Origin of the sequence: uncultured Porticoccus sp. (assembly GCF_963975625.1) — a bacterium.
Classification (GTDB): domain Bacteria; phylum Pseudomonadota; class Gammaproteobacteria; order Pseudomonadales; family Porticoccaceae; genus Porticoccus.
The window spans coordinates 550,226-562,682 of record NZ_CAXBHS010000001.1; the positions used below are offsets into that span (position 1 = coordinate 550,226).

The 12,457-nt window shown below is 54.6% G+C and carries 10 protein-coding genes; all 10 read left to right on the forward strand.

What is annotated here, in order from left to right:
* Window positions 1-120: 120 nt before the first annotated feature.
* The 10 genes from AACZ64_RS02605 (at window position 121) to AACZ64_RS02650 (ending at window position 12,377) form a co-directional block, all read left to right on the forward strand.
* Window positions 121-474, forward strand: coding sequence for a hypothetical protein (locus AACZ64_RS02605; protein ID WP_152025194.1), 354 nt, complete (start codon window positions 121-123; stop codon window positions 472-474).
* Window positions 475-606: 132 nt separating this feature from the next.
* Window positions 607-1,107 carry a DUF411 domain-containing protein gene (locus tag AACZ64_RS02610; protein WP_231580286.1) on the forward strand — a complete coding sequence of 167 codons (501 nt, stop codon included), beginning with the start codon at window positions 607-609 and terminating at the stop codon, window positions 1,105-1,107.
* Between the two features lie 11 nt (window positions 1,108-1,118).
* Complete coding sequence (locus AACZ64_RS02615; RefSeq protein ID WP_339639656.1) at window positions 1,119-2,456, forward strand: TolC family protein; 1,338 nt, start codon at window positions 1,119-1,121, stop codon at window positions 2,454-2,456.
* Complete coding sequence (locus AACZ64_RS02620; protein WP_339639657.1) at window positions 2,453-4,054, forward strand: efflux RND transporter periplasmic adaptor subunit; 1,602 nt, start codon at window positions 2,453-2,455, stop codon at window positions 4,052-4,054. The genes AACZ64_RS02615 and AACZ64_RS02620 overlap by 4 nt, the downstream gene beginning before the upstream one ends.
* Entirely contained in the window at window positions 4,051-7,179 is a 3,129-nt protein-coding gene (locus tag AACZ64_RS02625; protein WP_339639658.1) for an efflux RND transporter permease subunit, read from the forward strand. Before AACZ64_RS02620 ends, AACZ64_RS02625 begins: the two co-directional genes overlap by 4 nt.
* 1,254 nt (window positions 7,180-8,433) lie before the next feature.
* Window positions 8,434-8,838 (forward strand): MerR family DNA-binding protein, encoded by a 405-nt coding sequence (locus AACZ64_RS02630; RefSeq protein WP_293613828.1) that lies wholly within the window; start codon window positions 8,434-8,436, stop codon window positions 8,836-8,838.
* Window positions 8,839-8,858: 20 nt separating this feature from the next.
* Window positions 8,859-9,176 (forward strand): heavy metal-associated domain-containing protein, encoded by a 318-nt coding sequence (locus AACZ64_RS02635; protein WP_339639659.1) that lies wholly within the window; start codon window positions 8,859-8,861, stop codon window positions 9,174-9,176.
* A 15-nt stretch (window positions 9,177-9,191) separates the two neighbouring features.
* A complete protein-coding gene (locus AACZ64_RS02640; protein WP_293613812.1) occupies window positions 9,192-11,651 on the forward strand; it encodes a copper-translocating P-type ATPase in 2,460 nt (819 codons plus the stop codon).
* Between the two features lie 85 nt (window positions 11,652-11,736).
* Window positions 11,737-12,075: a P-II family nitrogen regulator gene (locus AACZ64_RS02645; protein WP_293613813.1), complete on the forward strand. Its 339-nt coding sequence runs from the start codon at window positions 11,737-11,739 to the stop codon at window positions 12,073-12,075.
* Between the two features lie 8 nt (window positions 12,076-12,083).
* Entirely contained in the window at window positions 12,084-12,377 is a 294-nt protein-coding gene (locus AACZ64_RS02650) for a DUF2933 domain-containing protein (protein ID WP_293613814.1), read from the forward strand.
* The last annotated feature ends 80 nt before the right edge of the window (window positions 12,378-12,457 follow it).

Sequence of the window (12,457 nt, forward strand, 5' to 3'; positions counted from 1 at the left end):
GATTGATCTATGTCAATCATCAAGGGCGCTATGTTTGAACTTTCAGAGAGAATAAGGTAGCTTTCTTAGGGTTAATATAACCATTTGCAGATTATGTGGCTTAGAAGATTCAGATTTTACATGGCGATCTTCGCGTTACTGGCTTTTACCAGCCAGTCGTTCGCTGTTGCGAAATTGCCCTGCCACAAGATGAGTCACGAACCTGATGTTCCAGTAATGACGGGGGCAATGGATCATGGAAGCCATACCAAGGCAAACAATATCCAGATCAATAATGCCCTTACGGCTGATGCCGCTGATTGTTGCAGCCAGGATCACTGCTCTCAGTTGGATTGCATCTCTGCAAGCGTTGCGGTGGTGAGTACACTGTCGCCGTTTTCCGTTCAGTTTTCTCAAACCCTCAATACAGCGTATTCGGTTTCCTTCCTCTCCCAGGCAGCTTCCTCGCTGTTTCGCCCCCCCATTTCCCGCTGAAGTAGGGTTGGTACGCCTGAAATTCAGGCGTCTGACGACTCGATAAGCGGGAGATCAAAACTCCCATAACGTATGTTTAAAACGCGCCATCGCTACGAGCGCGTTCACTGCAACTCTTGATTGGGAGTCATCATGAAGCCGTTACATACCTATCTGCGCTTTCCGGCGCTGATCGTATTCCTGTTATTTCTTACCGCTTGTTCCGAAAGCGAAAATCACGCAACTAAAAGCGCAACGATTGCCACGTTGGATGTTTATAAAAGCCGCACCTGTCAATGCTGCCAGCAATGGATTCACCATATGGAAGATGTTGGTTTTGACACAAAAACCCACCACCCGTCGGACTTGAATCGCATTAAAAATGACTATGGCATAGCACCTGAGTTCCAGTCCTGCCATACGGCAGTTTCGAGCGACGGCTATGTGTTCGAAGGCCATATCCCTGCGCGCTTTGTTCAGCAGTTTCTGGAAAACCCTCCCGATGACGCCATCGGCCTTAGTGTGCCTGGCATGCCAGCAGGCAGCCCTGGTATGGAGATGGGTGACAGGTTTACGCCTTACAAGGTATGGCTGCTTAAAAAAGACGGTTCGGCTGACGTGTTTGCATCTGTGAATAGTCGCGATCAGCAATAGGACATATAACGATGAACATTCAATGGGTATTTTTATTGTTTTTGCTGGTGGGGCTTCCTGTATTTGCGCAGAGCCCGGCTAATACGTTGAGTCTGGATGAGGCCATCGCCCATGCCATTGCCACGGATCCCTGGCTGAACGGTAGCCGGCATCGCGAAGACGCTTTGACCAGCGAATCAATTTCAGCATCGACGCTTCCAGACCCCAAGGTCAGCCTGATGGCGGCTAACTTTCCTACCGATAGCTTCGATATCAACCAGGAGCCTATGACGCAGCTCACTGTAGGTGTTAGTCAGATGTTTCCTCGCGGCGATAGCCTGGAGTTGTCCAGCCGTCAGAAACAGGAGTTGGCGGAACAGGAGCCATTGCTCAGGCAGAATCGCCAGGCCAAGGTAGCGGCTACTGTCTCGCAGCTGTGGCTGGAAGCATTCAGGGCCCAGGAGAGCATTCGATTGATTGAGCGGGATCGCTCGCTGTTTGAACATTTGGTGGATGCAACCAAAGCGAGCTATTCGTCGGCACTGGGACGTGCCCGCCAGCAGGATATTATCCGGGCCCAATTGGAGCTTACCCGGTTGGACGATCGTTTGACGGTGCTGCGGCAACAGTCGGAGTCAGCCCAACAGCGTTTATCCGAATGGATCGGCGGTCGCGCCCGTCTGCCGTTAGCGCAGCTTGTGCCCAGCCAGTACGGTGATGAGCCGACGTCGGTGGAAGGCCAGCCGGATAATGATCGTTGGCTGTATGAACAGGTCAATCGGCACCCAGTCTTGCTGGCACTTGATCAAGGTATTGATGCCATGGAGACCGGGGTCGAATTAGCGCGCCAGAAATATAAACCTGAGTGGGGTCTTTCCGCCCAATACGGCTATAGGGACGATGATCCCATGGGTCGCGACCGCGCTGATTTGTTCTCTGTCGGTGTGACCTTTGATCTGCCGCTTTTCACCGGCAAGCGACAGGATAAAGACGTCAGTGCGGCCACTTCTCGGGCCGAGGCCTTGAAAACTGACAAGTTACTGATGGCGCGAAAGCTGATGGCGAACCTGGATACGGCCTTGGTTCAGCTACAGCGTCTGAATGATCGTCGCGCGCTCTACGCCGAGCAGTTATTGCCGCAAATGTCAGAGCAGGCCGAAGCTGCCCTGGCCGCCTACAACAACGACGACGGCGACTTTGCCGAAGCGGTGCGCGCCCGCATTGCTGAGTTAAATGCCAAGATCGACTTTTTAACGATCAGGATTGATCGGCTGAAGATGATTGCCGAGTTGAATTACCTCTTGTCCAAAAATGGTTCAGAACCGTTTCCCGCCACCAGCAGTAACCACGCGGAAGGATTAACCCCATGAAGATTCAATTGAATAAATCTTTTTTCATTACAGTTGCCTTGTTGATTGCGACAGCGACCCTTGCGCACTATTCGGCCCTATGGCGTATGAAAGGGACCACGGGCGGTGATGACGTTGCAGCCGAGAAAAAACCACTCTACTGGGTCGCGCCGATGGATCCCAATTACAAGCGCGACAAACCGGGTAAATCCCCTATGGGGATGGATCTGATACCAGTGTATGAAGATGCGGGCGGCGATCAGGAGATTGGCACAGTCACCATCTCTCCCGATGTGGTCAATAACCTTGGCGTACGTACAGCGTCTGCTACTCGGGGGCAGCTGGACGTCTCTGTCAATACCGTGGGCTATGTGCAATATGATGAAGACCGTCTTGTTCACATTCATCCACGGGTAGAAGGCTGGATTGAAAAACTCCATGTCAAAGCCGCCGGAGATCCGGTCACTCAGGGCGAGCCGCTCTATGCCTTATATTCGCCTACCCTGGTCAATGCCCAGGAAGAAGTGTTGCTGGCATTAAAGCGAAATAACCCAACACTAATCACTGCTGCCATGGAGCGGCTGTCGGCTTTACAGGTGCCGGAATCGGAAATCCACCGACTGAAAAAATCTGGCAAGGTCAGTCAGACGATCACCATCAAGGCCCCGCAATCCGGCGTATTGGACAATCTTATGGTCCGTGAAGGCATGTTTGTGAAACCCGGTATGGAAATGATGGTCATCGGGCAACTGGAACATATCTGGGTCATTGGCGAAGTGTTCGAGCGTCAGGTCATGAGCGTACGGAAGGGCGATGCCGTGCGCATGTACCTCGATTATCTGCCAGGACGCACGTGGTCTGGCACCGTTGACTATATCTACCCGTCACTGAATACCCAGACTCGAACAGCTCGGGTGCGGGTACGATTCGACAACCCGGACGGCTACCTGCGACCGGGTATGTTTGCGCAAATGACGATAGCGACACAACCCGCTCGGGAGGCGTTGCTCATTCCGCGGGAAGCACTGATTCGCACGGGTAGCCAATCGCGAGTCGTGTTGGCTAAAGGTGACGGGCGCTTTAAATCCATCGCCGTAGAGGTAGGGCGAATTGGCGAGAACCAGGTGGAGATTCTGTCGGGGCTCAACGAGGGCGACCGGCTTGTGACTTCCGCGCAATTTTTGCTTGATTCCGAATCCAGCAAGACCTCGGATTTTCGTCGCATGAACCACAGCCCGGATGACGATACCCAGCCTGGAACACCGGCATCGGTATCAGTCGGCGCCCGTATTGAAGGCGTCATAGTCGAACACCGAATGCTCAAGCTGGCCCACGACCCCATTGATGCCTGGCAATGGCCTGCCATGACGATGGATTTTACCGCAGACCCTGCGGTGGATCTGGATGGGCTGAAACCCGGCATGAAGCTGCACGTGGAAATTAAGCGGGACGGGGGCAGTAATTACGTTGTCAGCCAGATCCATGGTTTGGAACCGATATCCGAAGACTCACACGAGGATGGAGACGACCAATCCATGGGCAACAGCCCGCATCAGGGTATGAGCCATGATGCGATGGATATGGATCAAGGCCAGCGCAACGGGGAGGACAAGCCATGATCGAAGCCATTATCCGCTGGTCTGTCCAAAACCGCTTTTTTGTGCTGCTGGCCACTCTGATTCTGGTGGGGGTCGGCGGTTGGTCCCTGAAAAACACGCCGGTAGATGCCATTCCCGATTTGTCGGACGTGCAGGTGATTATCAAAACCAGTTATCCGGGGCAGGCGCCGCAGGTGGTGGAAGATCAGGTCACCTATCCACTGACTACTGCCATGTTGTCGGTGCCTGGTGCGGTCACCGTACGCGGCTACTCGTTTTTTGGCGACTCCTATGTCTATGTCATTTTTGATGAGGATACCGATGCTTACTGGGCGCGTTCGCGGGTACTGGAATACCTGTCGCAGGTGGCGCCCACTTTGCCGCCCAATGCCAGGCCGCAATTGGGGCCGGATGCCACCGGTGTGGGTTGGGTCTACCTCTACGCACTGGTGGATCGCACCGGTCAGCACGATCTCAGCCAGCTGCGCAGCCTGCAGGACTGGTTCCTGAAATACGAACTGCAAACTGTGCCCGGGGTATCTGAAGTCGCTGCACTTGGCGGCATGGTGAAGCAGTACCAGGTTAAGGTGAACCCGGACAAGCTGCGAGCTTTTAACATTCCACTCTCTCATATCCAGACGGCAATCCAGCGCGGCAACCAGGAAGTCGGCGCTTCTGTGGTGGAAATGGCGGAAGCGGAATACATGGTGCGCGCGTCCGGCTACATCCAGGGGCGTGATGATCTGGCCAATATCCCTTTGGGCCTGAACGTCAACGGTACCCCCTTGCTGTTAAAGGATGTGGCCGACATCGAAATCGGGCCACAGATGCGCCGGGGCATTGCCGAACTCAATGGCGAGGGTGAGACAGTAGGCGGCATTGTGGTCATGCGCTTTGGCGAGAATGCGCAAAAAACCATTGATGGTGTCAAAGCCAGGCTGGAGACACTCAAGGCCGGGTTGCCTGAGGGTGTGGAAATCGTGACGGTCTATGATCGTTCCGGCCTGATTGAGCGCGCCGTGGAAAACCTGTGGCACAAATTGCTGGAAGAATTCATCGTCGTGGCCCTGGTGTGTGTCGTCTTCCTGTTTCATATCCGCTCCAGTCTGGTGGCCATTGTCAGTTTGCCGGTAGGTATTTTGGCCGCATTTATCGTCATGCATGCGCAAGGACTTAACGCCAATATCATGTCGTTGGGCGGGATCGCCATTGCCATAGGCGCCATGATCGACGGCGCCATCGTCATGATTGAAAACATGCACAAGCATATGGAACGCACGCCACTGACCAACGAAAACCGCTGGCAGGTAGTCGCGGAATCTGCCGCCGAAGTCGGTCCTGCGCTATTTTTCAGCCTGCTGATCATTACCGTGAGTTTCGTGCCGGTGTTTACCCTGGAGGCCCAGGAAGGCCGTATGTTCTCGCCGCTGGCCTTTACTAAAACCTACGCCATGGCCGCGAGTGCTGCATTGGCAGTAACGCTGGTGCCCGTGCTGATGGGCTATTTTATCCGTGGCAAAGTACTGCCTGAGCACAAAAATCCACTCAATCGCGCGTTGATTGGCGTGTATATGCCTACGCTTAAAACCGTGCTTAATTACCCTAAATCCACGCTCGTGTTAGCCCTGGTGATTACGGTTATCGGATTTTGGCCCGTCAGCCAGATAGGTAGCGAATTTATTCCCCCTCTGGATGAGGGTGATTTGATGTATATGCCCACCACCTATCCCGGTCTGTCGATAGGTAAAGCGCGGGAGATCCTGCAGCAGACCGACAAGTTGATAGCCACGGTGCCCGAAGTGAAAAGTGTATTCGGCAAAATCGGTCGGGCAGAAACGGCCACTGATCCGGCGCCCCTGACCATGATTGAAACGTTTGTCCAGTTGAAACCGAGAGAGGAGTGGCGCGATGGTATGACTACGGAATCGTTAAAAAAGGAACTGGATGCCTTGGTGAAGTTTCCTGGACTGACCAATGCCTGGGTGATGCCTATCAAAACCCGTATCGACATGCTGGCCACGGGTATTAAAACCCCGGTGGGTATCAAAGTAGCTGGCCCCGACCTTAAGGAAATCGAAAAGATCGGCAAGCGCCTGGAGCAGGTGCTCAAAGATGTACCTGGCACCGCCTCGGTCTACTCCGAGCGAGTAGCGGGTGGCCGTTATATCAAGGTGGATATTCAGCGGGAAAAAGCAGCGCGTTATGGTCTCAATATTGCTGACGTGCAGCAGGTGGTGGCCACCGCCATCGGCGGCATGAACGTCACGCAGACAGTCGAAGGGTTGGAGCGTTATCCCGTCAATCTGCGTTATCCCCAGGACTATCGTAACTCGCCGGAACAATTAGCCCTGTTGCCCATCGTAACAACCAGTGGCCAGCGCATTGCATTGGGGGATGTCGCTCGTGTTTATGTGGAAGACGGCCCCCCGGCCATCAAGAGCGAGAATGCCCGCCTCAACGGCTGGACCTTTGTTGATATCGATGGCGTGGATATTGGCAGTTATGTAAAAAATGCCATGGCCGTGGTGGCCGATCAGGTCGAGCTACCAGCAGGCTACTCCCTGAACTGGTCGGGGCAGTACGAATACATGCTGAGAGCCAAGGAAAAACTCACCTATGTGGTGCCGCTGACGCTGGCCATTATCATCGTGCTGCTCTATTTCAATTTTCGCAACTTTGCCGAGGTCGCGATCATCATGGGCACTCTGCCGCTAGCCATGGTGGGCTCGATCTGGCTGATGTACGTGCTCGGCTACAACTTCTCTGTCGCTGTTGGCGTAGGGTTTATCGCGCTGGCAGGTGTGGCAGTAGAAATCGGGGTCATCATGCTGGTGTACCTCAATCAGGCTTATCGCCATATGCTGGAAGAGTGTGAGCAGAAAGGTGTTGAACCGCGAAAGGAAACATTGCGCCACGCGGTGTTGCACGGTGCCGGCCTACGGGTAAGACCCGTGATGATGACTGCAGCGGCGATTATCGTGGGGCTGTTACCTATTATGTACGGCACGGGTACCGGCTCGGAAGTCATGAGTCGGATTGCGGCGCCTATGGTGGGTGGCATGCTGAGTGCCGTGGTGTTGACCTTGTTGGTACTGCCGGCGGTTTATCTGCTTTGGAAGCAGAGCAAGGGTAATGACGGAACTTAATCAATGAACCTGGCGTACCCGATTATAAAGTTCGGGTGCGCCGTTCTGAATTCTAACCCTATATTCTTGGCCTCTCCGTTGGTTCTGGTTGTGGAACCGATGAGAAACACATCGGTGTCAAACATTTGATTCAGATCAAGAACTGGCAATATCAGATCTGCTAGATTAAAACGGTCAATAAAGGGGGGCCGATATGGTTCATTATCTGGGTATTGTGCTGGTCATTTGGGGGTTGCTTGCGCAACCACTGATGGCTGCATTACCCGGAGATATACAGGTTCACTCTCCAGTATCAGCAAGTGCGCCCAATCTTGGCGCGATCGCCTCAGTATCGGATCTGGACCATACGCTCCCAGTCCCAGCGGCCACTTCCAATCCTCTCAACCCGAATGAGTATGGTAAACAGGCGGCAGGGCATAGCCTCACTGCTTCGACAATGCCCTGTCATCAGATTGCCAAGAGAGATTCGCCGAAACCCTGCGGTAAGTGCTTAACCGGTCATTGCGACTCAGGCTGTCTATCGGCCAGTCACTGTGCGCCAACCTGTTCAGCCTCGGGAACAGTTGGGGCTGTCGGTTCATTTTATAAAAATACTATGAATCATGCCGCCTGCGATGTGTTCAATACCGCGCCGGAACCACTGTTGGCGCGGCTCCCCTCACGTATTTTCCATCCTCCCAAAACGGCCTGATCAGGCCGGTAATCCCGCTGGTATAACAACCGCGATACCTGTTTCGTGAATGGTTCCGCCTTTGCGGATCCTGGTTCCTGAACCTTTGAAATCCCTGCTGGTGGTTCTCCCGCTTTGTGCTGGGAGCAACGCATGTTCCGACTAGCCAGGATAAACAGGATTACACATACATTACTGGAATGTAATACATGGGTCATCTTAAGGTCAGAAACGCCGCTCTACTATGACAATGGATAAGTCCAGGTGCAGCTTGGGAGTTGTGTACGGGTCGATTCAATGCAGAAACGCCGTGACAGGATATCGGGCCAATATTGACGGTTGACGGCGTACAGGCTACAGATCGAGGGCGTGTAATAGTGAGTACGAGAAGCCTGATACCTGTTAATGAAAATTGCTTGACCTGTGTCTTGGACACAGGTGTAGGGTGACAAAAAAGCTGGATTAATTCTTGGGAATTTTTCTTAGGTTTATAACTGATGATTGACTCATATCAAGGTAAGGAGCAGACCTTCGGGGTTAACCTGAATCCTGCAATAGTCAGACTGAGCTGCAAGGAGGTCTGTATGAAAGTGATCGAAATGGCCAGGCGTTTAGGAGTTACGGTCGATACCGTGCGATTTTATACCCGGATCAAGATTCTTAGACCGGGTAAGAACAAAGCCAATGGGTATCGGGAATACAGAGAAAAGGATTACAACCGCTTGCGATTCGTGCTGAGTGCACGACAACTGGGTTTTTCCGTTGACGATATTCAGGAAATTTTGTACCACGCTGATAAGAAGAAATCGCCTTGCCCGACGGTGCGCCGCTTGATTGATCAACGCCTGAATGAAACTGAACAACGGTTCGCGGAGACTCTGCAACTGCGGGAACGCATGCAGCAGGCCGTGGTCGAGTGGAGCCAAAAGCCGGATAAGGTGCCGACCGGCCATATGATCTGTCACCTGATTGAAGAGTTTGCCCAGTAAATCAACATAGAGGATTTGCCATGAATACACAGAATTTCGAGAGCCCTACTAAGCACCAGAGCGGCTGTTGTTGCGCCAGCAAGTCATCCACTGCAGCTACCACTCGGAGCAGTGTTGGCTCAGATAGCGATATCCCGCTGCAGCGGTTACAGGTGCAAGGCGCCACGTGCGGTGGTTGTGTAAGAAGCATTGAGCAAACGCTACGCTCTGTTTCCGGTGTAAGCGATGCGTGTATGGATCTGGCGACGGGTGTCGCTTCGGTCGTTGGCAGGGTCGAATCTAACGCTCTGATAGAGGCGTTGCATAGGGCGGGTTTTCCCGCGGCGGTTATCAAATAATTCAGGAGTGATCCAATGAAAGCGAAGAATACGGAATCCAGCCACGAACATTGCGATGAGGGAGAAAAAGCCGCGACACAGGATCATGCCATTGAACTTCCGGATCGCGGCGCCCAAGCTCATCAAGAGGCGACAGAGAAGGACACCGTGTTCGTTTGTCCAATGCATCCCGAGGTACGTTCGGACCAGCCCGGGGATTGTCCGAAATGCGGCATGCATCTGGTTCCTGAAGATGAGGTTGAGGCTCATGGCGATCATTCTCACCACGCGCATTCCCACGTTGAGCACCGGCATGTTGAAGATGTAGGCAATGGGGGAAGCGAATATGACAAGGTTCCTGCAGGCTACTCGGGCGCTGTCTATACCTGCCCTATGCATCCCCATGTGCGCCAGACCGAGCCCGGTTCCTGCCCGTTATGCGGCATGGGTCTCGAACTGGAATCAGCTGCGATGGCCGGGGATGAGCCGAACCTGGAACTGTTGGATTTTACACGACGTTTCTGGATCGGTGCGGTGTTAACCGTCCCACTCCTGATTTTGACCATGACCCCCTATGTAGGGCTTTCGCAGATTCGCGAATTCTTTGGTGAGCGCACGTCTCTCTGGATCGAGGTGGCGCTCGGCTCGCCGGTGATTCTATGGTCGGGCTGGCCGTTCTTTGTGCGCGGCTGGAACTCGTTCCGAACCATGAATCTTAATATGTTCTCCCTGATCGGTATGGGTGTGGCGGCCGCCTACATTTTCTCGATGGTGGCGGTGCTTGCGCCGGGCATCTTTCCCGAGGGTTTCCGAGATCCGGAAACCGGTACCGTGGGCGTTTATTTCGAGGCGGCGGCGGTCATCGTTACGTTGGTTTTGTTGGGCCAGGTGATGGAGCTGCGTGCCCGCGAAGGAACCGGCAAGGCCATTCGCGCACTGTTGGACCTTGCCGCCAAAACGGCACGGGTAATCCGCCCGGATGGCAGTGAGGAGGAGATCCCGCTTGAAAATGTACAGGTCGGCGCCCGGTTGCGGGTACGACCGGGCGACAAGGTGCCGGTGGATGGCGTGGTGGTCGACGGCCGTTCTTCGGTGGATGAAAGCATGATCTCCGGAGAACCGGTACCGGTCGAGAAGACCGAGGGCGACAAGCTGACTGGCGCCACGATCAATGGAACCGGCAGCCTGATCATGGAGGCGACGCGGGTGGGCGCCGACACTATGTTGGCGCAGATCGTCGAAATGGTGGCCGCCGCGCAGCGTTCGCGCGCGCCGATTCAGAAATGGGCGGACATGGTGGCGGGCAAGTTTGTGCCCGCGGTGATCGGCATTGCGGTTATATCCTTTATCGCCTGGGCGATCTGGGGTCCGGCGCCGGCCTTATCCTATGCGCTGGTCTCCGCAGTGGCTGTTCTTATCATTGCCTGCCCCTGTGCACTTGGTCTGGCCACGCCGATGTCGATCATGACGGCGACCGGGCGCGGTGCGCAGGTGGGCGTGCTGATCAAGAATGCGGAGGCATTGGAGCGCTTCGAGAAGGTCGATACGCTGATGGTGGACAAGACCGGCACGTTGACTGTGGGCAAGCCAAAATTGGTTGCTGTTCTCCCAGAAGAGGGACATGACGAGGCAGAGGTGTTGCGCCTTGCCGCGACGCTGGAGAAAGGTTCCGAGCATCCTCTCGCGGAAGCGATCGTGCGCGGTGCCGAGGAGCGCGATCTCGCCCTCGGTAGCGCATCGGACTTCGAGGCGATCACCGGCAAGGGCGTAAAGGGCATCGTCGACGGCAAGTCGGTGGCCCTCGGCAACCTGAAGATGATGGCGGAGCTTGGTCTGGACGGCGGGCCCATTGATGATACGGCGAATGCTCGTCGCGACGAGGGCGAGACCGTGATGTTCGTGGTGCTCAACGGTGCTATCGCGGGGCTTGTTTCGGTAGCCGACCCGGTGAAGGAGACCACTCCTGCGGCGCTCAAAGCACTGCACAAGCTGGGCTTTCACATCATTATGGCGACGGGGGACAACGAGCGCACAGCCAGGGCGGTCGCCGGAAAGCTCGGTATCGACGAGATCCGCGCCGAGGTTTTGCCCGAGGACAAGGCTCGCATCATCAAGGATTTACAGTTCCGGGGCCGTAAGGTCGCCATGGCTGGGGACGGGGTCAACGACGCTCCGGCTCTCGCCCAGGCCGATGTCGGTATCGCCATGGGCACTGGTGCCGACGTGGCGATCGAAACCGCAGGAATCACGCTGGTCAAGGGTAATCTGGACGGCATCGTCCGCGCCCGGCGACTGGCTCATGCCACGATGCGTAATATCCGGCAAAACCTGTTTTTCGCGCTGATCTACAACAGTGCTGGTGTGCCGATCGCAGCGGGCGTCCTCTATCCGTTCCTGGGGATTCTGATCGGTCCGATCTTCGCGGCCTTCGCCATGAGCGCGTCATCGCTGTCGGTGGTGTTAAACGCGCTGCGTTTGCGCGAAGCAAAAATATGACTCGGTGCCGGATAGTATCATACCTTTCATTGCCAGATGCAGATGTACCGTGGACAGATCGCGGTGAAATATGCAGGAGGACCCGATGAACATCAATAAAGTCACGGCCATTTTTGATGAGTTTCGCCTGAAAGAAGTGGCAGAAACCCTGATACGACACGGTGTGAAGGGCTTTACCTTACACCCGGTTCGCGGCCGGGGCTATTACTTCGATAGTTTTAACGAAAACCACTTGATCAAGCATATTCAAATGGAGATTTATGCCAAGGCGGAGCAGGCGAGGGAAATTGCGCAGCTGATTGTGGATGCGGCGCATGTTAATGCCGATAGCGAAGGGCTGGTCTGCATCGTGCCAGTCAACGATCTGATTTGGATACATGATAAACGCAGCGCAACAGACAACGATTTTCAATTTCACAGGTGAGGTGTTCCATGGCAACCCAAAAATCATCATTCTGGTTGACCCCCAAAGGCCTGGCCGCCCTGGGTTTAATTGCAGCGGCGAGCTACTTTCTGCTGATCGAGCACCGGCAACACGTCTGGCAGTTTTTACCTTTCCTGATTCTCCTGGCCTGCCCGTTTATGCATCTGTTTATGCACGGCGGACATGGGGGGCACGGCGGCCACGGTGACCATGGCCAGCACGAGGATGAATCCGACCAGGATGCTTATCAACGTGGCTTGGAAGAAGGCCGTCGGGAAAACGAAAACCGTCATCACCATTAACCCAATACATTACAGGAGAAGAAGCATGCACGGTGAATCTGCTTACGGCCTCTGGACGCTGGTGATACTCAATTCGGCGA

Excerpts from the sequence above, each read along its gene's own strand:
- AACZ64_RS02635 (WP_339639659.1), top strand. The coding sequence starts at position 8,859 with ATGAATACACAGAATTTCGAGAGCCCTACTAAGCACCAGAGCGGCTGT.
- AACZ64_RS02630 (WP_293613828.1), top strand. The coding sequence starts at position 8,434 with ATGAAAGTGATCGAAATGGCCAGGCGTTTAGGAGTTACGGTCGATACC.
- AACZ64_RS02620 (WP_339639657.1), top strand. The coding sequence starts at position 2,453 with ATGAAGATTCAATTGAATAAATCTTTTTTCATTACAGTTGCCTTGTTG.
- AACZ64_RS02650 (WP_293613814.1), top strand. The coding sequence starts at position 12,084 with ATGGCAACCCAAAAATCATCATTCTGGTTGACCCCCAAAGGCCTGGCC.
- AACZ64_RS02610 (WP_231580286.1), top strand. The coding sequence starts at position 607 with ATGAAGCCGTTACATACCTATCTGCGCTTTCCGGCGCTGATCGTATTC.
- AACZ64_RS02645 (WP_293613813.1), top strand. The coding sequence starts at position 11,737 with ATGAACATCAATAAAGTCACGGCCATTTTTGATGAGTTTCGCCTGAAA.
- AACZ64_RS02625 (WP_339639658.1), top strand. The coding sequence starts at position 4,051 with ATGATCGAAGCCATTATCCGCTGGTCTGTCCAAAACCGCTTTTTTGTG.
- AACZ64_RS02615 (WP_339639656.1), top strand. The coding sequence starts at position 1,119 with ATGAACATTCAATGGGTATTTTTATTGTTTTTGCTGGTGGGGCTTCCT.
- AACZ64_RS02640 (WP_293613812.1), top strand. The coding sequence starts at position 9,192 with ATGAAAGCGAAGAATACGGAATCCAGCCACGAACATTGCGATGAGGGA.
- AACZ64_RS02605 (WP_152025194.1), top strand. The coding sequence starts at position 121 with ATGGCGATCTTCGCGTTACTGGCTTTTACCAGCCAGTCGTTCGCTGTT.